A 21,110-nucleotide genomic window follows, 5' to 3' on the forward strand; every position below is an offset into this window, starting at 1 on the left:
ACCAGCCGCAAGCCACCCGCACCAGCCATCAGCAAAGGAACCGTCATGAACGCAGTCACCGGGATCCGCTCAGCCGCGGCGACCCCCGTCCCGCATGCCCCCGCCCTCCGGGTTGTGTCCGGCACCGCTACACCACCGGCCAACCACGCCACTGCGGCCCCGCCGCCGCTGCGCGTTGTTGACGAGGCCCGCGAGATTTGTGCGATTTCCCGGAGCACCGTGCAGGCGGCGATCGAGGTGCTGGCCGGGACGAGGCCCGCACAGCAGCTCTCCCGGCGCCTGGACCCGCGCTGTCTGGCGGCCCTGCAGCACCGAGCCGCATTGACCCGCCGGGTTGCCTCCGGCAGCTCGCCGACGGCGGGCAGGCTGCACCGCAACCCGTCTGTCAGGTCCGTCCGGGCCTGCCGCGTGTCGGAAGACGTCTACGAGGCCAGCGCCGTGGTGGTCGAGGAATCACGGGTTCGCGCGGTCGCGCTGCGGCTGGAGCGCGGCACGGCGGCCTGGCGCGTCACAGTGCTGGAGATCGGCTGAACGGCAGGGCCGGAGGCACAAAACAGGCAGAGAGTCCGCAGAAAACAGGCAGAAAGCCGGCAACAGACAGGCAGAGAACCGGCAGAAGCCAGTCGCCGCCGAGGGCAGCGACGGGCACGAACCTGCGGAACCGGGCCCGGTCTGCAAGGGAATGCCCGGCATGTGAGGGAAAGGAGGCGCAAACACGGAAGGACCGGAGCAAATGCTCCGGTCCTCCCGTGTTTGCGTCGTGCCTAGCGCCGCTTCTTCTTCGCAGCGCGGCGGCCGATGTCCTGCGCCGCGGCCTTGGCCGGGTTTCCCGAACGTCCGGAGACCTTCGCCTCGATCCGGGTCTGGGCGGCACCGTCCTCGCCAGGGGCGGTGTACTGCAGCTGCGCGGGTTTCTCCGGGGCTTCGAGCCCGGCGGCATGGATCTGCGGCTCGTGGTGTTCGGTGTGCTGGCCCTCGGCGTCCGCCACCACAACGTCTTCGGCCGGCGTCACTTCGACGTCAAGGTTGAACAGGAAGCCGACGCTCTCTTCGCGGATGGCCTCCATCATGGCCTGGAACATGATGAAGCCCTCGCGCTGGTACTCCACCAGGGGGTCACGCTGGGCCATGGCGCGCAGCCCGATGCCCTCCTTGAGATAGTCCATCTCGTAGAGGTGTTCCTGCCACTTGCGCCCGATGACGGACAGGACCACCCGGCGCTCCAGTTCGCGCATGCTCTCGGAGCCAATCGCCTGCTCCCTGGCCTGGTAGACCAGACGGGCATCGGAAAGGATCTCTTCCCGGAGGAACTCGGTCGTGATCCGGGACTTGCCGCCGGCCTCGTCAATGACGTCGCGAGGGGTGAAGCTCACGGGGTACAGGGTCTTGAGGTTGGACCACAGGAGGTTGAAGTCCCAGTCGTCGCCGGTGCCCTCGGCTGTGGCTTCGTCGATGAAGGCGTTGATGGTGTCTTCCAGGAAGTACTGGACCTTCTCGTGGAGGTCATCGCCTTCGAGGATGCGGCGCCGGTCGCCGTAGATTGCCTCGCGCTGGCGGTTCAGGACGTCGTCGTACTTCAGCACGTTCTTACGCTGTTCGGCGTTGCGGCCTTCCACCTGGCCCTGGGCCGAGGCGATGGCGCGCGAGACGAGCTTGGATTCGAGTGCGACGTCGTCGGGCACCGAGCTGTTCATGAGCCGTTCGGCTGCGCCGGAGTTGAACAGGCGCATCAGATCATCGGTCAGCGAGAGGTAGAACCGGGACTCGCCGGGGTCGCCCTGGCGTCCGGAACGGCCGCGGAGCTGGTTGTCGATGCGGCGGGACTCGTGCCTTTCGGTGCCGAGCACGTAGAGTCCGCCCAGGTTCAGGACTTCCTCGTGTTCGTCCTTGACGGACTGCTTGGCGGATTCGAACACCTCGGGCCACGCGGCCTCGTATTCCTCGGAGTTCTCCTCCGGGTCCAGGCCGCGCTTGGCCATTTCGGCGACGGCGGTGAATTCCGCGTTGCCGCCGAGCATGATGTCGGTACCGCGGCCGGCCATGTTGGTCGCGACTGTGACGGCGGCCTTGCGGCCGGCCTGGGCCACGATGGACGCTTCACGGGCATGGTTCTTGGCGTTCAGGACCTCGTGCCGGACGCCTTCCTTGGCCAGCAGCCGGGAGAGGTATTCGCTCTTCTCGACGCTGGTGGTGCCGACGAGGACAGGCTGGCCGTTTTCGTGGCGTTCGGCGATGTCCTTGACGACTGCGTCGAATTTGACGGTCTCGTTCTTGTAGACAAGGTCGGCCTGATCGATCCGCGTCATGTCGCGGTTTGTCGGGATGGCAACGACGCCGAGCTTGTAGGTGCTCATGAACTCGGCGGCCTCGGTCTCGGCCGTGCCGGTCATGCCCGCGAGCTTGTCGTACATGCGGAAGTAGTTCTGCAGCGTCACGGTGGCGAGCGTCTGGTTCTCGGCCTTGATCTCGACGCCTTCCTTGGCTTCGATGGCCTGGTGCATGCCTTCGTTGTAGCGGCGGCCGGCGAGAATGCGGCCGGTGTGCTCATCGACGATCAGCACCTCGCCGTCGAGGATGACGTAGTCCTTGTCGCGCTTGAACAGCTCCTTGGCCTTGATGGCGTTGTTCAGGAAGCCGATCAGGGGCGTGTTGGCGGACTCGTAGAGGTTGTGGATGCCGAGGTAGTCCTCGACCTTTTCAATGCCGGCCTCGAGGACACCGACGGTGCGCTTCTTCTCATCGACCTCGTAGTCGGTCTCGGCCTGCAGGCGTGTGACCACCTTGGCGAATTCGCTGTACCAGCGGTTGGTGTCCCCCTGGGCCGGACCGGAGATGATGAGCGGGGTGCGGGCCTCGTCGATGAGGATCGAGTCCACTTCGTCGACGATGGCGAAATGGTGGCCGCGCTGGACGAGTTCCGAGCTGTCCCACGCCATGTTGTCGCGCAGGTAGTCGAAGCCGAATTCGTTGTTCGTTCCGTACGTGATGTCCGCGGCGTACTGTTCGCGGCGCAGCGCAGGGTCCTGGTTGGAGAGGATGCAGCCGCTGGTGAGGCCGAGGAAGCGGTAGACGCGGCCCATGAGGTCTGACTGGTATTCGGCGAGGTAGTCGTTCACGGTGACGACGTGGACGCCCTTGCCGGTGAGGGCGTTGAGGTAGGCCGGAGCGGTGGCCACCAGGGTCTTGCCTTCACCGGTCTTCATTTCCGCGATGTTGCCCAGGTGCAGGGCGGCGCCGCCCATGAGCTGGACATCGAAGTGGCGCATGCCGAGGGTACGGGACGAGGCCTCGCGTACGGCCGCGAACGCTTCGGGCAGCAGATCGTCGAGCTTCTCGCCGGCCTGGTGGCGTTCGCGCAGCCGGTCAGTTTCTTCACGGAGCTCGGCGTCCGTGAAGGTCTGGAAGGAGCTCTCCAGGGCATTGATGGAATCGGCATAGTTCCGCAGTTGCCGCAGGGTTTTTTTGTCACCCGTGCGGAGAAGTTTTTCGATAAGTGATGCCACGTGAAGTTGCTCCCAGTCTCAAGCTGCCGAATTCTGGCGTGTTTAGTCTACGGGAGAGACGCAAGGCCGGTGGCGCCTGTTCCCTCACAGCGGATAGTGCGGTTTACCGGGCAGCCACGGCTTCGGCGAGCGCCGGCGCAAGGTTCCCCATTGGCGAGACAACTACGTCGTCCATTCCCAGCCACTCTGCCATGAGCTGCAGTTCCGCGGCGAGTTCGACGGCGGTGTCCTCCGGCGCGCCGGGTTCGGCGTGGGCGGCCCTGGCCAGGAGCCGCCCGCCGGCCCGGTCCGCTTTGAGGTCGACCCGTGCGACGATCGCGTCGCGGAGCAGGAACGGCAGGACGTAGTAGCCGTACTTCCGCTTCGGCTCGGGCGTGTAGATCTCGATCCGGTAGTGGAATCCGAAGAGCTCCTCGAGCCGCCGGCGTTCGAACACGAGGGAGTCGAAGGGGCTCAGGAGCGCCCGGCCCGTGGCCGAGCGCGGCAGTTTCGCCTCCACGTGGCGGTACAGGGGCCGGTCCCAGCCGGATACCGTGACCGGCTGCAGCCGGCCGCTGTCCACGAGGTTCCGGACGGCGACGGCGGCGTCCTTCTGCGGTGTCCGGAAGTAGTCGGCGAAGCATCGCACAGTCCCGATACCGTGGGCCTGGGCCGCGGCGTCGATCAGCCGGTCCATGGCCGCGGCCGCATCCGGTTCGGGTGCCACCGCTTCCTTGCCCGGTCCGGGGAGCACCCGGGCGGTGAGGGTGTAGCGCCGTTCGAAGGAGTCGGTCCGCGAGGATGCGGAGACCAGGCCCTCTTCGAAGAGATGTTCCAGCACCCTTTTAACGGCGTTCCAGTTCCAGCCCCAGTTGTCCCGCTGCTGGTCTTCCACGTGGCCGAGCCGGGCTGTCAGTTCGGCGGCGGTCAGCGGCTTCCCGACGGCCAGGGTTTCCAGGACCTTGGCCGCCACCCCGTTGCGCAGTTCGGGGTCCATCGCGTGCGCGCCCACCCATTTGCGGCTCTGCCACTGCACGAGATCGTGGAAATGGTCCGGGCGGATGAAGCAGGCTTCGTGGGCCCAGTACTCCATCATCCGGCGCGGGTGGGTCCCCGCCATGCGCGCCAGGATGGTGCGGTCGTAGTTGCCGAGCCGCGAGAAGAAGGGCAGGAAGTGGCTGCGGGACACCACATTGACGGAGTCGATCTGAACCAGGTGCAGCCGGGCAAAGGTACGGCCCACCGCCCGTGCACTCACGGGTCCGGTGGGCCGTTCCTTCTCCAGTCCCTGGGCTGCCAACGCGATCCGCCGTGCCTGTGCCAGGCTCAGCGATGCTTGCACGTTAGTCCCTTCGTCGGAAAAGTCTGCACCAGCTTATGCGCTGGCGGGCTCATCCTCTGAACGGTAGGCCAGGATTTTGTCTTCCAGACTCGAATGTCCGGGCTCGCACGTCTGGTCCAGGGAGATGACCCCGTAGGTCCAGCCGTCACGGCGGTAGACGACCGACGGCGCCTTGGTCTCCTTGTCCACGAAAAGATAGAAGTCGTGACCCACAAGTTCCATGTTGTCGACGGCGTCATCGAGGGTGAGCTGGGACGCGGCGAACACCTTCCGGCGGATCAGTACAGGCGAGTCGCCGGCCGGAATATCGTTCTCGACCTCATACGGCGACTTCTCTGCCGCCGTCGCCTGGGTCTCCTGCTGCTGCGCCGCCTCCACATAGAGGGGTTCGCTGGGGCTGGCCGGCTCCAGGGCTGCCGTCGCCTCGGTGACGGACTTCGGGGTATGCCGGCCGTGGTGGACCTTTCTGCGGTCCCTGGCCCTGCGGAGGCGTTCAAGAAGCTTGTTGTAAGCGAGATCGAACGCAGCGAACTTGTCGGCGGCACTCGCTTCTGCGCGGATTACTGGGCCGCGTCCCAGGACTGTCAGCTCAACCGTGAGCGATTCGGCGGTCTGGCGGGCTTTGGTCTCTTTGGTGACCTTCGCGTCTACCCTCTGGACCTTGTCTCCCAACGACGCGATCTTTGAGATCTTGTCGTCGGCATATTCGCGGAACCGGTCTGAGACCGTCAAGTTGCGTCCGCTGATCATGAACTCCATGGTGCCCTCCAAATGACTTCGGTGACACGACGGCGGTACTTCCCGGGGGCCGATCTGACTGACAGTCGAGCCCCTTTCCGAGCCGCTATCGACAGGTACATCTGTTCTTGGTACCCATCTTCGACGTTAGTTCATAGACACCTGTTATTCATCCTTTTACGGTTTATTTTTTTAGCTCCCACCGATCATCCGCGCCGCCGCGGGGATGGCGGCGCCGACATCGGCGGCGGCCGGCGGGCGTGTCGCGGCCAGCACGACGGCGCCGCTGACAATTGCCCCCGCGGCCCGGAGCGCACGCGCCGCCTCCGCCAGGGTGGCGCCGGTGGTCAGCACGTCATCGACGATGATGCAGACACGTCCTTCGACTCGCGCAGGCCACGGACCGGACCTGGCCCGCATGGATCCGCGCACGCGCCGGGCGCGCTCACCCCGGCCCAATCCCTTCTGTCCGCCGGACAGGGAGCCGGCCCCTGTGGGGCCGTCCCGCAACCGGCCCCACAGGGGCAAAGCCGGCGGTTTCGTGTTCCGCGCGGGCGGCACGGATTTCCGCAGCGCGTCCGCGACGGTGAACCCTGGGATTTCGTCCCCGCGGACGAGCCGGCGGAGCAGGATATGGACGGGGCTGAAGCCCCGCCTGCGGTAAGCGGCGGCGCTCGTGGGCACGGGGACGAGGACGAGTCCCTGCCCGGGCCCGGACGCGGCGTGGAGGGCGCGCGCCAGTCCCCGGGCCAGCTCGGCGCCCAGCCGGGCCTGCCCGTGGCTTTTGAAGGACAGCAGGCACTGCGCCAGCTCGGCCCGGTATGGCCCGGCCGCCACCACGGGCAGCAGCACGGAGCCGTCCATGTCCATCACGGCCGGAGCCTGGGCCTCTGCCCGGAACGGCCGGAGCGTCAGCAGGCGCAGCTTACGGGAGCACGCGCCGCAGAGTGCCGAGTCCTCCGCCCCGCAGCAGACGCAGTCCACTGGAATGGCCAGGGCGAGCACCTCAGCCGCCGCTTCGGCTGTCCGGTCGCCCAGCCTCGCCAGCGGCCACGCGTAGCTCCCGCGGTGTCGCGCCGCCCTGGCCGCGGCCGGGGCAAGGTCAGGGTCCGCTGCCGGGACCCGGGTGGTGTGGCTGCCCATCCTCCGATCCTGGACCGGGTGCGCCCCCCGTAGTAGCCCGGCGGGCCGCTATGTGGACAACACCCCGGCCGGAACCTTCGCGGAACCTTCACCGGATCCGGGTGACGGCCGCACCGCCGTCGTCGTCGCCGTCGTCCGAGGGCGCCGGTCAGCCGGGGAAAGAGGGGACGCCGGTCAGCCGGGGAACGAGGGGTCGATGGGGCCCTTGAGCTGCGGTGACCAGCCGTTGCCCAGCCGCTGGAAGATCCCTTCCGCGGACTGGCCGTAGATCTCGGCCGGTCCGTTGCCCGCGCTGAGGGCCGTCAGCCCGGGCCACGGCGCCAGCTGCTGCGGCTGTGCCGAGGTCAGCGACAACAGCTCGGGGGTGACGGCATCGCTGGCGGAGGCCTTCATGACCGCGACTGTGGTGTCATCCACCCAGACCCCTTGGTCCGGATCCCGGGGGGTCAGGAGCGTCAGGGGCACGGTCAGGTCCCTCGGGGTGCCGTCCGCGTTCCGGATGATCCCGGTGATCTGGACCTTGCTCTTGCCGTTCTGCTGCGAAATGACGAGGGCCCGCGTGCCGTCCCGGGAAATCCGGAACTCCTTCACCGTCCGGCCCGCGAGCCATCCCGGCGACAGGGTCACGGTGGGTACGCTGGCGTTCTCCGCCACACCGACCGGCCGGTAGGCCACTACCTCGGTGGCGCCGCCGGCACCCGGCCCGGCAGTCCAGACCCAGTCATAGCGGCCGAACGAAGGCCGGGACAGCGCGGCCCGCGTGGTCAGCGCCCTGGCGGGCTGGCCCGGAACGATCGAGTACAGCGTGGTGCGGGCGGCGTTGAGGAACGCGGCCGCCTGCGACTCGGTGGACTCCGCAGGCGCCCGGGGTGAGAGGGCTGAGACGGACCGGACGTCCGGGAGCGGTGAAATCCTGTTGTTTTCGTACCGGACCAGGTCATTGTTGCTGACGGCGATCTGGTAAGCGGGGACGCTTTCGTCCTGGACCGGAGGCAGGACCGTGCCGTTGTCCTCGACGCGCACCAGGTCCTGGTTGGCCCGGAGCTCAACGTTGATCACATCCGGTTGGCTGCGGAACGTCAGGGCAAGCTGCGTCTGCATCCGCAGCCGGTCCTCGTTGGAGGCCTCGACCAGGTCCTTGGCGGTGAGATCCACCTGCGCGGCGCCGGATACCACGGGCACTGATTCGCGGGCCAGCTTGATGCCTGAAGGGAACGCGCTGACGACGGCGCCCTTGAGGTAGGGGGCGGGTCCGCCCAGGAGCGCGCTCGTCATGGCTTTGACGGTCTTCTTGCGGATGAACCACCGGACGTCGGGCACTGCGTAGGTGAACGTGGGGTCGTAGAAGTAGATCGGGAACGCGCCGTAAATGACCTTGAAGGTTTCTTCCGGAATGGCCGTGCCGTCAGGAAGATCGGAGATTCGCCATTCGCCGTCCACCTGGGTCACGGTGACGGGTATGTTTTCGGTGGTGCCCTCGGGAAGCTGCGTGGCCACGCCGTCGGCGTCCACCGAATAGGCGAGGTCGAGCTGGTAGTTGAAGACATTTTCGACGCCGGTGGCCACCACCGTGGCCTTGCGGAACACGAGCGCCCGCTGGTCCGGCTTCCACGTCACCGACGAACCCTGGGTGAGGTACTGCCGGGCCACGGCGTAGTCGTCCTCGTAGCCGCTGCCGGCGAGGTAGAAGTCTTCGATCACCGCTTCGGGTCCGGCGCCGGGACGCGGCGCGGCCGGAAAGAAGACCGGGGCGTTAGGGTTTCCCGCACTCTCGTCCGTGCTCTTGCCCACCGGCCCCGAGCGCGGAATCTGGGCGCACGAGGTCAACAGAAGCAGGATGAGCGCCAGCAGCGCAGCCCCCACGCGGGTAAACCTGCCCGAAACCCCACTCATGCCCTGCCCTCCGTCCCGGTCCCCCGGGGGCCGGCCGGGCCGCCGTCCGGGATAGCCCCGCCGGCGGCACCGCTGCCGCCGTCGTCAGAAAAGTCGTCATCGAAGCCGTCTGCGAATCCGTCCGAGGAACCCTCAACACCGGTCCCGCGGCCCGCGGTCCGGAGCGGGTCCAGCAACACCACGGTGCGCTGGCGGCCTGCCTCGGGGAGCCCGACGTTGACCGGTTCGAGCTGGAGCGGGGACCTGGTGATCGGCTCGTCGCGGCGCAGGGGAAGGGTCAGGCGGAAGTTCGACCCTTCTCCCTTGCTCCCCCAGGCCTGCAGCCAGCCGTCGTGGAGCTTGGTGTCCTCGGCGGCAATGGACAGTCCCAGCCCGCTGCCGCCCGTGGTGCGGGCCCGGGCCGGATCGGCGCGCCAGAAGCGGTCGAAGACGCGCGCCGCCTCAGCCGGGGTCATGCCGATTCCGTGATCCCGTACGGCCACGGCCACGGCGGTGCCGCTGGCGGCCACGGAAACGTTGACCGGCCGGCCCTCGCCGTGTTCGAGGGCGTTCAGGATCAGGTTGCGCAGGATCCGGTCGATCCTGCGGTCGTCCATGTCGACAATGACGCTGCCAGCCGGGGCGTTGAGGGTGACGGCGGACCCGTATTCGGCGGCGACGGGCGCCACCCCCTCGATGACATGCGCGACAAGCTGGACGATGTCGGTGGGCTCGGCGTCCAGGGTGGCGGCGCCGGCGTCAAAGCGGGAGATTTCCAGCAGGTCCGCCAGGAGCGACTGGAAGCGTTCCACCTGGTTGTACAGCAGCTCCGCGGAGCGCTTGTTGATGGGGTCGAAGTCCTCGCGGGCGTCATAAAGGACTTCGGCGGCCATGCGCACCGTGGTGAGCGGGGTGCGGAGCTCGTGGGAGACATCGGAGACGAACCGCTGCTGCATCTGGGACAGCGTGGCCAGCTGGGTGATTTGTTCCTGGAGGCTTGCGGCCATGTGGTTGAACGACGCGCCGAGGCGGGCAACCTCGTCCTCGCCTTTGACCACCATGCGCTCCTGCAGCTGGCCGGCGGCGAGCTTCTCGGAGACGACGGCGGCATGGCTGACAGGGCTGACCACGTTGCGGGTCACATACCAGGCGACGCCGCCGATCATGAGCACCAGCAGCGCGCCGCCGGCCAGCAGGACATTCTGGATCTCGTCGAGGGTCTTCTGCGCCGTGTTGAGGTCATAGATGAGGTAGAGCTCGTAGACGGTGCCGTTGAAGGTCACCTTGTTGCCGACGGCGATGCCGGGCCGGTCTTCGGTCCCTACAGGGAACTGGGTGGACGCCCAGTACTGGTCCTTGCCCGAGTCCTGCACAGCCTTGCGCAGGTCCGGGGGGATGACGCCGATGGTGAGTTGGTCCGAGGCCCGGGATTCAACCCAACGGTTGCGCGGCTTGGTCTGCTCCGGCATGGCCTCGAAGACGTAGCGCCGCTGGATCACGGATCCGCGGCCTTCGACCGCGTTCAGGGTGTCATAGACCAGGGTGATGACGCTGGACTGGTCGGTGACCTGGGCGCCGTCGAACGTGTCCTGGACCTGCTTGACGTTGTAGCGCGTCTCCGATTCGGCCTGGGCGAGCCGTTCCTGGAACAGGTTGTTGGCGATCTGGTTGGACAGGTAGGCGCCCACCACCGCGAACGAGCCCATGGCCAGCATCAGCGTGGTCAGGACCGTCCGGAACTGCAGCGAACGCCGCCACTTCCGCTGTACCGCCCGGAGCAGGTACAGGATGCCGGGCCACAGGCGCTGCATCCCGGTGCGGACGAGCCGCGCGACCCGGACGCCAACGATCCTCGCGCGTTTGGCCCACAAGCGGGTCCGGAAGGCCAGACGCCGCCACGGGCCCGGCCCGCCGCGGGGCGTTTCGGGCGCGCGGGGCATGGACGTCTCTGGCGATGACGCCGCGGACGACTCGGCCGGCGGCGCCGACGACTCGGCCCGCGGCGCGGACGACTCGGCCGGCGCCGCAGATGAGTCGGCCGGCGGCGCCGTATCCGTTGCTATGGACTGCCGGACACTGCGGTCCGCAGGCTCAGGAACCTGCTTTATAGCCGACACCACGGACCGTCAATACAACTTCGGGGGCTTCCGGGTCGCGTTCGATCTTGGACCTCAACCGCTGGACATGGACATTGACCAGCCGGGTGTCGGCGGCGTGCCGGTAGCCCCAGACCTGCTCCAGGAGCAGTTCGCGCGTGAACACCTGCCACGGCTTGCGGGCCAGGGCGACGAGGAGGTCGAATTCCAGCGGCGTCAAGGAGATCCGGTCGTTGCCGCGGCTGACCAGGTGGCCGGCCACGTCGATCGTGACATCGGCGATCCGCAGGGTTTCCGGTGCCTTCTGGTCACCCGGGCGGAGCCTGGCCCGGACCCGGGCGACGAGCTCGGCGGGTTTGAACGGCTTGGGCACATAGTCATCGGCACCGGACTCGAGGCCGCGGACCACATCCGAGGTATCCGCCTTGGCCGTGAGCATCACGATCGGGACGTCGGACTCGGCACGGACCTGGCGGCAGACCTCAATGCCGTCCATCCCCGGAAGCATGAGGTCGAGCAGGACGAGATCCGGCTTGGAGGAGCGGAACACGTCCAGCGCCTGCGCGCCGTCCGCGCAGAAGACGGGTTCGAAGCCGTCATTGCGCAGCACAATACCGATCATCTCGGCCAGAGCCTCGTCATCATCCACTACCAGAATGCGTGCCTTCATAGTTATATATTCCCCCATTGAATTGGCTTTGTCGTATCGGGCGGCCCGCCGGCATGGTGCAACCGGGCCTGCCACGGCCGCCGGAACCCCGCCGGAACCGGCCCGGAACCGCGCCGATGCACGGGACGCTGTGACAATTGCCGCGTTGTCCTGCATGCTGTGGAAAGGCCCAGTGAACCGGCCCGGACCGCAGGAGGAACCCGTGAACACCCCGATCTACCAGCGAGCCCTGGGCAGCGACTTTGCCCGACTACAGCCGGAGCTTCAAGAATACTTTGCTTTGGCACCGGGATCCGGCCACTACGGCGTCGGCGAGGGGGTGTTCGACGTCGTCGGCTGCCGGCAGGCCTGGCTGCGTCCCCTGCTGCGGCTCACCACCGGCGAGCAGGCCTTCTTCCCCGAGTACGGCGAGGGCGTCCGCTTCCGGATCGAGAACCACGCCCACCTGGACCCGTTCGGCAGGTCCAGCCTGACGGCCCGCCGGGAAATCTTCTTCCCGGGCACCACCCGGCTGTTCCAGGACACGACCAGCTTTGATGACGGCGGGCGCGATAACGGCGGGCTCGGGCCCGGGCTCGTGGACTACGTGGGCCGGTACCGGCGGCTCGTCACCGACCTCAATCTCAGCGTCACGCCGGAGGGCCGGCTGCGCGGCGTGTCCGAGGCGTCGCGGCTGTTCGTGGGACCGCTCCGGATTCCGCTGCCGGCGGCCCTCGACGCCAAGGCCTACGCCGAGCAGTGGTGGGAGCCGCAGGACGGCGGCAGGCACCGGATCCAGGTCAAGGTGATCCAGCCCCAGCTCGGGCTGGTGCTGGTCTACGCCGGCCATTTCGACTACCGGCTCGAGCCCTACCCCGGCGGTATTGCGGCGCCGGGCTACCTGCCAGGGCACGCCCGACCGGACGCCTGGGAAAGCAGGGTCTGACCAGGGCCAGCAGGGCACAGCGGAGGCACCGCGGGCACGGTTGGGCCCCGGGCCGCCGGCGGCCGAAGGTGCCGCGCTAGCCGAGGGCGAGCTGGTTGAGCCCGTCCGCCACCTGGGTCAGCCGGGTCAGGACCGCCCCTGCAGCGGCGGGTGAGTGCCGCTCCAAGCCCTCGGACGGCGTGACCCGGAGCGCCCCCAGCGTGGACGCGGGCAGACCCAGCTGCCGCCATGGGCGCCATACGTTTTCCACGACGTCGCGGACCCGTGGCAGTGACGCGGCAGGATCAGCCACGTCCAGCGCGCCGGCCCAGAGCCGCTTGCCGGCCTCCACCGCGCCCGCGAGTTGTTCCCACTGGCGCGAGGTCAGGGCCCGAAGCGGCACAGCGATTCCATCCGCGCCTGCCGCCAGGATCCGCTCGAACGGCGCCTCTACCTCGGAGACGGCCACAACGGTTTCGACGGCGCCCGCGGCCCGGAGCGCGTCGATCACCAATTGCCAGGACTCGGTCACTTCCCGGCCCGGCACCGAACGCAGGGTCCGGTAACCGCTGGCGGTGGGAATGGTGCCGGCCAGCACCGACGCAATTTCAGGTTCGTCGATCTGGACGACGATCCGGGCACCGGGGGCAGCCGCCGCCACCCGCTTGAGGTAGCCTTCCACGCCCGCTGCGAGCGAGTCCGCGATGTCCCGGCGGGCACCGTAGTCGATCAGGGCCCGCTCGCCGTTGTGCAGGTGCAGCCCGGCGGCAAGGCTGAGCGGCCCGCGCAGCTGGATCTTGATATCGTCCGACGGCACTTCCTCGACGCCGATCACGTCCGCCATGATGTTGATGTCGGTGGACAGGGCCGACTTGGCCCGCTGCAGGTCCTTGCCGGGCCGGTCCACGAACCGCCATCCATGCGGCTGGACGTCGACGGCGAGTTCGACGAGCAAAGAGGCGGTCCGGCCCAGGGCATCGGAGCCGACGCCGCGGTCGGGAAGCTCGGCGAGGAACGGCAGGTGCGGGCTGCCCAGTTCACCGCGGATGATGCGGGCGGCCTCGGCCGGGTCCTCGCCCGGCCAGGGGCCAAGGGCGGTCGCGGTCACCTGGCCCGGTGCGGGCGCGTCTGGTGCTGCCATGGCTAGGCGTCTGCGGCGCGGGCGGCGTCCGCGGAGCCGGAGGCCTGGGCGGCCTGGTGGTCCTCGGCGATGGCCTCGTGGTGGCGGATGACCTCGCCGATGATGAAGTTGAGGAATTTCTCCGCGAAGGCCGGGTCCAGGTGGGCTTCGGCGGCGAGGTGCCGCAGCCGGGCGATCTGCGCCGTTTCACGGCCCGGGTCCCCGGCGGGAAGTTGGTGCGCGGCCTTGAGGAAGCCGACCTTCTGGGTGGCTTTGAAGCGTTCGGCGAGGAGGAAGACCAGGGTGGCATCGATGTTGTCGATGCTGGAGCGGATCGACAGCAGCTCCGCCATGACCGCGGGATCCACGGAACCGGCCAGGGAGCTTGCCGCCGGGTCGTAGGAATCGGTTTCGGGAAGAGTGGGGTTCTGCTCGGTCATTGACCCAGTCTAGGGGTTCGGCGGCCAATGACTCCCGCTGTTAAGCACCGTTGCAGGCGCCCGCGGAGACACCAAGGGGCATGCCCACCGTTCGTGGCGAACGGTGGGCATGCCCCTTGGCTGTGGCCCTGCCGGAGCCCTGGCCGGCGCAGGATCGGGCCGCGCCGGATCGGGCAGGTGCCCGGTTCCGGCAGTTAGCTGTGGAGCACGGCCTTGAACGCCTCGCGGCGCCTGGCCTGTTCGTCGGGGTCCGGAACAGGCAAGGAGGCGATGAGTTTCTTCGTGTAGTCGTGCTGCGGGTTGCCCATCACCTGGTTGCCGAGGCCCTGCTCCACCATCTTGCCCTTGTAGAGCACGCCGACCCAGTGGGCGAGCATGTCCACCACGGCGAGGTCGTGGCTGATGAACAGGCACGCGAAGCCGAACTCCTGCTGGATCTCCTTGAACAGCTCCAGCACGACGGCCTGCACGGACACGTCCAGAGCCGAGGTCGGCTCGTCGGCGATGAGCAGCTTCGGGTTCAGGATGAGCGCCCGCGCCAGGGAGGCGCGCTGGCGCTGCCCGCCGGAGAGTTCGTGCGGGAACCGGTCAGCGTACGACGCCGGCAGCTGCACGGACTCGAGCAGCTCCCCGACCTTCTTGCGTGCCTCGGCCGCGGTCGGGTTGGAGTGGATGATCAGCGGTTCCGCCACGCAATCGCCGATGGTCAGCTGCGGGTTGAACGAGGCCGCCGGGTCCTGGAAAACGAAGCCGATCTCCTTGCGGAGCGGCTTGAAGGTGCGCTCCTTGAAGTTCAGCATCTCGTAGCCCAGCACATTCAGGCTGCCGCCCGTGGTGCGGTTCAGGCCGGCGATCGCCCGTCCGATGGTGGTTTTGCCGGAGCCGGACTCCCCCACGAGGCCGAAGACTTCGCCTTCGGACACGGTGAAGCTGACGCCGTCGACGGCCTTGAACGCCGGGCTGCCGAGCCGCCCCGGATACTCGATGGTCAGGTTCTTTGCCTCGACCAGCACCTTGCCGCCCTGGTGGGCGCGTTCGACCATGCCCTCCGAGGCGGAGTTGCGGCCCAGGTGCGGGACGGCGGCGAGGAGCTTCTTGGTGTAGTCCTCCCTGGGCTCGGCGAACAGCACCCGTGAGGATGCCTCCTCCACGACGTCGCCCTGGTACATGACCACGACGCGGTCGGCGAGGTCGGCGACGACGCCCATGTTGTGCGTAATCAGCACGATGGAGGTCCCGTAGTTGTCGCGCAGATCCCGCAGCAGTTCAAGGATCTCGGCCTGCACGGTGACATCCAGGGCGGTCGTGGGCTCGTCGGCCACAATGAGGCCAGGGTTCAGGGCCAGCGCGGCGGCAATCACGACGCGCTGTTTCTGGCCGCCCGAGAACTGGTGCGGATAGTAGTTGACCCGAGTTTCCGGGTCCGGGATGCCAACTTTGCGGAGGGCGTCAATTGCCCGCGCCTTGGCCTCCTTGGCCGAGACCTTGCTGCGGCCGCCGCTGCCGGCGTGTGCGCGGATGCCCTCGGCAATCTGCCACCCCACGGTGAAGACCGGGTTGAGGGCGGTGGATGGCTCCTGGAACACCATGGCCACGTCGCGGCCCCGGATCTCCCGCAGCTTGGCTTCGCTGACGCTGATGACGTTGTTGCCGTTGATCAGGACGGCGCCTTGGCTGATGGCCGTCTCCGGCAGCAATCCCAGGATGGTCTTGGCCGTCACGGTCTTGCCGGATCCCGACTCGCCAACAATGGCGACGACTTCGCCGGGGTTGACCTGGAGGCTCACGTCCTTGACGGCATACACATCCCCGGCGTCGGTGGCGAAGGTGACTTTGAGCCGGTCGATGTCAAGGACCGGGCCTGCGCCTGCGCCGGGCTTGTCGATGTTGGTGGTCATAGAACTCTCGATTCTGCTTCGAGTGCAGCCTGGGTGCCGGCGGTGGAGTCGGGTCCGCCCTTGCCTGCCACAGCCTTCTTGCGGCCCCGCAGGCGGGGATCGTTGAGGTCGTTGATGCTCTCACCGACGAGGGTCAGCCCAAGCACGGTCAGGACGATCGCCGTACCGGGGTAGACACCGGTCCACCAGATGCCCGAGGAGGCATCTGCAATGGCCTTGTTCAGGTCATATCCCCACTCGGCGGCGGAGGTCGGTTCGATGCCGAACCCCAGGAAGCCGAGGCCCGCCAGGGTCAGGATGGCCTCGGACGCGTTCAGCGTGAAAATCAGCGGCAGCGTGCGGGTTGCGTTCTTGAAGATGTGCCGGCCCATGATGCGGATACTGGAGGCACCCACCACCTTGGCCGATTCGACGTACGGCTCCGCCTTCAGCCGGATGGTCTCGGCACGGATGACCCGGAAGTACTGCGGGACGAACACCACCGAGATGGAGATGGAGCAGGCAACAATGCCTCCCCAGAAACTGGACTGCCCGTGGCTGATGACGATTGACATCACGATGGCCAGGAGCAGTGACGGGAAAGCGTAGATCGCATCGGCGATCACCACGAACACCCGGTCCAGCCAGCCGCCGAAGTAGCCGCTGACGAGGCCGAGGGCTACGCCGAGGAAGATCGACATCGCGACGGCCACGATGATCACCACGGCGGCCGTCTGGGCACCCCAGAGCACCCGGGAATAGACGTCATAGCCACCAACCGTGGTGCCCCAGATGTGGGCCGGGCTGGGGGGCTGCTGTGTCGGGAAGGGACCGGCGGCGTCGCTGAGCTGGGCAAACCCGTAGGGCGCGATCCACGGCGCAAACACGGCGACGAGCAGGAAGACGGCGGCCAGCACCATGCCCGTGACGAGCATGCCGCGTTGCAGCCCGACGCTCGAGCGGAAATGCGAGATCACCGGCAGCCGGTAGATGAGGGGCTGCTTGCGCCCACTTACTTTGGTTGCATTCATGGCTAGTACCTCACTCGCGGGTCGATCAGGGCTGCGACGACGTCCACGATGAAGTTCGTGACGGCAACGATGACCGCCAGCATCACGACGATTCCCTGGACGGCGACGAAGTCGCGGGCGTTCAGGTATTGCACCAGCTGGTAGCCGAGGCCCTTCCACTCGAAGGTGGACTCCGTGAGGACGGCGCCGCCGAGCAGGAGGGCAATCTGGAGCCCCATGACAGTGATGATCGGGATGAGGGCAGGCTTGTAGGCATGCTTGGTCACGAGCCGGTAATTACTGACGCCACGGGACCTGCCGGCCTCCACGTAATCCTTGCCGAGCGTGCCGATGACGTTGGTGCGGACCAGCCGCAGGAAGACCCCTGCCGTCAAAAGCCCCAGGGTGAGTGCGGGGAGGACTGAATGGGCCGCGACATCGCCGAACGCGGCCATGTTGCCGCTGCGCAAGGCATCCAGCCAGTAGATCCCGGTCGGTGCGGCCAGGCTTCCCATGGCCAGCTCGGTCCTGGTGGAGGCCCGTCCTGCGACGGGCAGCCAGCCCAGCCAGACGGAGAAGGCCAGCTTCATCAGCAGGCCGGCGAAGAACACCGGGGTCGCGTAGCAGAGGATGGCGAAGAACCGCAGAAATGCGTCCGGGGCCTTGTCGCGCCGGTAGGCGGCGATCAGGCCGAGCGGGATGCCGACCACCAGCGCCACGATGAGGGCATTGATGGCCAGTTCCAGGGTTGCCGTGCCAAACGTGATGATCATTTCGACCACAGGGCGGCGGTCGGTGATGGTGGTGCCGAAGTTGCCGGTCGCCACCTGGCCAACGTATTCGAGGTACTGCACGAGGATCGGGCGGTCGTAGCCGGCGTCGTGGATGCGCTGCGCGAGCGCCTCCGGCGGAAGCCTGCCGCCCTGGGCTGCAGTGATGGGGTCGCCGATGACCCGCATCAGGAAGAAGACCAAAGTCACCAGAATGAAAATGGTCGGAATGATCAGGAAGAACCGGATCAGGATGTAGGTCCCCAAGCCCCCACCCGAGGATTTTTTCTTGGACGGAAGAAGTCCGTCGGCGTCGTTTAGCGGCGCCTCAGTCAATGTTGTCATTGGTACCTAAGATTGTGCTGTCGCGGCCTTGGGCGGGCCGGCGTGAACTGCAGGATGCGGCAATGACCAGCAAAGGCGGGGCGCCTCGAGGGCGCCCCGCCTCGCAGGCTGGTCAGGACAGCAGGGCTGCAGCCTTACTTGGAAAGAGTTCCCAAACGGAACTTGAAGGAGGCATCGAGGGTGGAATCGACACCCTTGACACCGCTGCCGGAAATGGCAACCTGCGCGCCCTGGAGCAACGGAAGCGTGGAGATGTCCTTGGCGAGGGCATTCTGCGCATCCTTGATCGTGGACTCGCGTTCAGTCTTATCGACGGTGGTGAGCTGCTTGCTGATCAGGTCGTTGACGGTGGGGTTGTTGTAGTGGTTCTTCAGGAAGCCGCCCTCCGGGAAGAACGGGGTCAGGTAGTTGTCGGCGTCACTGAAGTCGGGGAACCAGCCAAACTGGAACAGCGGGTATTCGTCGGCGCGGCTGGCCTTGCTGTAGGTGACCCATTCCGTGGACTGCAGGTTGACCTTGAACAAACCGGACTTCTCCAGCTGGTCCTTGATCATGGCGTACTCATCGCCGGAGGACTTGCCGTAGTGGTCCGGGTTGTACTGAAGGTTCATCGAGACGGGGGTCGTCACACCGGCGTCGGCGAGGACCTTCTTGGCCTTGTCCAGGCTCGGCTTGCCGGCGTCGCCGTAGGCGTCCTTGAACGATTCGTTGGCGCCCAGGAAGCCGTTGGGAACGTTGGAGTACAGCGGCAGGTAGGTGCCCTTGTAGACCTGGTCCGCGATGGACTGGCGGTCAACGAGGTTCGCGATGGCCTGGCGGACGGCGAGCGCCTTGGCCGGATCGGCGTCGGCAGCCTTGGCACCGAACGGCATCGTGTCGAAGTTGAACGTGATGTAGCGGATTTCGCCGCCGGGGCCAACGTTGACCTTGACCTTGGAGTCCTTCTTGAGGTCATCGACGTCGGTGGCGCTCAGGCTGCGGTTCGCGACGTCGATGTTCCCCTGCTGGATGTCCAGCTTCATGTTGGTGGGGTCGGCGTAGTACTTGATCGTGGCGGCGTCGTTGGCCGGCTTGCCGAGGACCCCCTGGTAGTCCGGGAATGCCTTGAAGCTGACCAGCTCGTTCTTCTTGTACGTGTCGATCACGTACTGGCCGTAGAACGCCTTGGCCTTGACGATCGAGTCGTCGTCAAGCAGTTTGTCGGCCGGGAAGACTTCATCGTCCACGATCGGCGCGGCGGGGCTGCTGAGGATCTGGGCGAAGGTCTGGTCGTTCGCCTGTTTCAGCTTGAAGACCACGGTGTTGGCATCTGGGGCGGTGATGCTTTCGATGTTGGTCAGCAGGCTTGCGGGACCGGCAGGATCGTTGATCTTGGTCTGCCGGTCGAAGGAGAACTTGACGTCCTTGGAGTCGAGCGTGTGGCCGTTGGCCCACTTGAGGCCCGGCTTGAGCTTGACCGTGTACTCGTTCGGCGAGGTGAAGGACGCGGACTCGGCCAGGTCCGGCACGGGATCTGCGCTGCCGGGCTTCGAGTTGAGGAGGAAGGAGTAGATCTGGTTCATCACCATGAACGAACCGTTGTCATACGCGCCCGCCGGATCCAAGGCAGTGACCTTGTCCGTGGTGCCATAGGCGATCGGACCGCTAGCTGCGGCTGATGACCCGCCAGCGCCCCCGGTCGGCCCTGTGCAGGCCGTCAGTGCAAAGGCGGAAACCCCGGCCAGCGCGATGACGCTGTGCCAGGCCTTTTTGTTCATTGCCATCTGTGAACTTTCTGTTCGATGCGTTCTAGCGCAGCCCGAAGTGAAACGACTGACTCGTCGGGCGGCACGCTTTGCTGATTCCTAGATTCAACCAGACGATCATTCGGTGAAACGTTGCATTTTGTGAGTTGAGACACAAAATTTACACGATTCGAAGGTTTCTCTCATTTTCTGCAGGATTCCGCCCGGATCTTCGGCAGGGTCCTGCGCATCCGGGCCCCGTGGACGGCCGGGTAGTCTGACGACGACGGAGGGTACAGACGACGAAGGGCCCCGCCAACTGGCGGGACCCTTCGCTGGAGTCGGTGGGGCGGGCAGCTAGAGCGCGGCCCGCTGAAGCGAGCGCGCGGCATCGATCGTGGCCTGGCCGAGCACGCGGCTGCCCTGGTAGAGCACCACCGTCTGGCCGGGGGCCACGCCGCGCAGCGGCTCGGTGAGCGTGACCACAAGCTCGTCGTCCGCCATATGCGCGCGGGCAGGGACGGGGTCGCCGTGGGCGCGGACCTGGGCGTAGCAGTCAAACTCTTCTCCGGTCGCCACCTCGACGATGGGCAGCCCCGCCCAGGAGACCTTGATGCCTCGGATTTCGTCAATGGCGAGCAGGGCCTCCGGGCCCACCACCACCTTGTTCTCCTTGGGCCGGATCTCCAGCACGAACCTCGGCTTGCCGTCCGCGGCCGGGGTGCCGAGCTTCAGCCCGCGGCGCTGGCCCACGGTGAACGCGTTGGCGCCCGGGTGCTCGCCGACCTTCGCGCCGGATTCGTCCACGATGTCCCCCGTGTTCATTTCAATCTTCTCTGCGAGCCAGCCGGCGGTGTCGCCGTCGGGAATGAAACAGATGTCGTGGCTGTCCGGCTTGTTCGCCACGGAGAGGCCGCGGCGCTCCGCCTCCGCGCGGACCTCGGCCTTGGACGGCGTCTCGGCCAGCGGGAACATCGAGTGCTTGAGCTGTTCGTGGGTCAGCACCCCCAGCACATAGCTCTGGTCCTTGGCCCAGTCCGCAGCGCGGTGCAGTTCGGGGTTGCCGTCGGCGTCCGTGATGACCTTCGCGTAGTGGCCGGTGCACACGGCATCGAAGCCCAGGGCGATGGCCTTCTCCAGCAGGGCGGCGAATTTGATCCGCTCGTTGCAGCGCATGCAGGGATTGGGGGTGCGGCCCGCGGCGTACTCATCGATGAAGTCCTGGACGACATCTTCCTTGAACCGTTCGGAAAAGTCCCAGACGTAGTACGGGATCCCGAGGATGTCGCACGCACGCCAGGCGTCGCGGGAGTCCTCGATGGTGCAGCAGCCGCGGCTGCCGGTTCGCAGGGTGCCCGGCATCCGGGACAGCGCGAGGTGGACGCCGACGACGTCGTGCCCCGCCTCGACGGCGCGGGCGGCGGCAACGGCGGAATCGACGCCGCCACTCATGGCTGCAAGAACTCGCATACTGGCTTTCTCTAGGGTTCGGGGGGTCACAGGCTCGGGGGCTGCTGTTCGCAGCTGCGGTACTGCTGGGCTTTTACTGCTGGGCTACTGCCGGGCTTTCACTGCTG

General features: G+C 66.9%; 16 protein-coding genes. 2 read left to right on the forward strand and 14 right to left on the reverse strand.

The features are described 5' to 3' along the window. Nucleotides 1–45 precede the first annotated feature (45 nt). A complete protein-coding gene (locus AC1DFR_RS09850; RefSeq protein ID WP_476856687.1) occupies nucleotides 46–531 on the forward strand; it encodes an Rv3235 family protein in 486 nt (161 codons plus the stop codon). Nucleotides 532–764: 233 nt separating this feature from the next. Here the strand turns inward: AC1DFR_RS09850 and secA are convergent, their stop codons facing one another. The 7 genes from secA to mtrA form a co-directional block, all read right to left on the reverse strand. Further along, on the reverse strand, nucleotides 765–3,503 hold the full coding sequence (gene secA / locus AC1DFR_RS09855; protein ID WP_028276005.1) for a preprotein translocase subunit SecA: 2,739 nt from the start codon (nucleotides 3,501–3,503) through the stop codon (nucleotides 765–767). A 103-nt stretch (nucleotides 3,504–3,606) separates the two neighbouring features. Next, a complete protein-coding gene (locus AC1DFR_RS09860) occupies nucleotides 3,607–4,824 on the reverse strand; it encodes a winged helix-turn-helix domain-containing protein (RefSeq protein ID WP_476856685.1) in 1,218 nt (405 codons plus the stop codon). 33 nt (nucleotides 4,825–4,857) lie between these two features. Further along, nucleotides 4,858–5,583, reverse strand: a complete 726-nt coding sequence (hpf, locus tag AC1DFR_RS09865; protein WP_028276003.1) for a ribosome hibernation-promoting factor, HPF/YfiA family — start codon at nucleotides 5,581–5,583, stop codon at nucleotides 4,858–4,860. Between the two features lie 171 nt (nucleotides 5,584–5,754). Further along, a complete protein-coding gene (locus AC1DFR_RS09870) occupies nucleotides 5,755–6,705 on the reverse strand; it encodes a ComF family protein (RefSeq protein WP_476873211.1) in 951 nt (316 codons plus the stop codon). A gap of 174 nt (nucleotides 6,706–6,879) precedes the next feature. Next, nucleotides 6,880–8,598: an LpqB family beta-propeller domain-containing protein gene (locus AC1DFR_RS09875; RefSeq protein ID WP_476873212.1), complete on the reverse strand. Its 1,719-nt coding sequence runs from the start codon at nucleotides 8,596–8,598 to the stop codon at nucleotides 6,880–6,882. Next, nucleotides 8,595–10,517 (reverse strand): MtrAB system histidine kinase MtrB, encoded by a 1,923-nt coding sequence (gene mtrB / locus AC1DFR_RS09880; protein ID WP_476873213.1) that lies wholly within the window; start codon nucleotides 10,515–10,517, stop codon nucleotides 8,595–8,597. Before mtrB ends, AC1DFR_RS09875 begins: the two co-directional genes overlap by 4 nt. Nucleotides 10,518–10,668: 151 nt before the next feature. Continuing rightward, nucleotides 10,669–11,343, reverse strand: coding sequence for an MtrAB system response regulator MtrA (mtrA, locus tag AC1DFR_RS09885; RefSeq protein WP_026538469.1), 675 nt, complete (start codon nucleotides 11,341–11,343; stop codon nucleotides 10,669–10,671). 202 nt (nucleotides 11,344–11,545) lie between these two features. Here mtrA and AC1DFR_RS09890 point away from each other — a divergent pair, with 202 nt between their 5' ends. Continuing rightward, on the forward strand, nucleotides 11,546–12,268 hold the full coding sequence (locus AC1DFR_RS09890) for a DUF4166 domain-containing protein (RefSeq protein ID WP_476858883.1): 723 nt from the start codon (nucleotides 11,546–11,548) through the stop codon (nucleotides 12,266–12,268). Nucleotides 12,269–12,344: 76 nt separating this feature from the next. Here the strand turns inward: AC1DFR_RS09890 and AC1DFR_RS09895 are convergent, their stop codons facing one another. The 7 genes from AC1DFR_RS09895 to mnmA form a co-directional block, all read right to left on the reverse strand. Then, nucleotides 12,345–13,388: a uroporphyrinogen decarboxylase/cobalamine-independent methonine synthase family protein gene (locus AC1DFR_RS09895; RefSeq protein WP_476873214.1), complete on the reverse strand. Its 1,044-nt coding sequence runs from the start codon at nucleotides 13,386–13,388 to the stop codon at nucleotides 12,345–12,347. A gap of 2 nt (nucleotides 13,389–13,390) precedes the next feature. After that, on the reverse strand, nucleotides 13,391–13,807 hold the full coding sequence (locus AC1DFR_RS09900) for a chorismate mutase (RefSeq protein ID WP_230011813.1): 417 nt from the start codon (nucleotides 13,805–13,807) through the stop codon (nucleotides 13,391–13,393). 194 nt (nucleotides 13,808–14,001) lie between these two features. Further along, nucleotides 14,002–15,705 (reverse strand): ABC transporter ATP-binding protein, encoded by a 1,704-nt coding sequence (locus AC1DFR_RS09905; protein ID WP_028275997.1) that lies wholly within the window; start codon nucleotides 15,703–15,705, stop codon nucleotides 14,002–14,004. Further along, entirely contained in the window at nucleotides 15,702–16,715 is a 1,014-nt protein-coding gene (locus AC1DFR_RS09910; protein ID WP_476848779.1) for an ABC transporter permease, read from the reverse strand. Before AC1DFR_RS09910 ends, AC1DFR_RS09905 begins: the two co-directional genes overlap by 4 nt. Nucleotides 16,716–16,717: 2 nt before the next feature. Then, the gene (locus AC1DFR_RS09915) at nucleotides 16,718–17,809 is read right to left on the reverse strand and encodes an ABC transporter permease (protein WP_476858887.1); all 1,092 of its coding nucleotides are present in this window, start codon (nucleotides 17,807–17,809) and stop codon (nucleotides 16,718–16,720) included. A gap of 134 nt (nucleotides 17,810–17,943) precedes the next feature. After that, nucleotides 17,944–19,572 (reverse strand): ABC transporter substrate-binding protein, encoded by a 1,629-nt coding sequence (locus AC1DFR_RS09920; RefSeq protein WP_476856679.1) that lies wholly within the window; start codon nucleotides 19,570–19,572, stop codon nucleotides 17,944–17,946. 318 nt (nucleotides 19,573–19,890) lie between these two features. Further along, entirely contained in the window at nucleotides 19,891–21,003 is a 1,113-nt protein-coding gene (gene mnmA / locus AC1DFR_RS09925; protein ID WP_476873215.1) for a tRNA 2-thiouridine(34) synthase MnmA, read from the reverse strand. Nucleotides 21,004–21,110 lie beyond the last annotated feature (107 nt).

Source organism: Arthrobacter sp. 05T410, assembly GCF_056396505.1.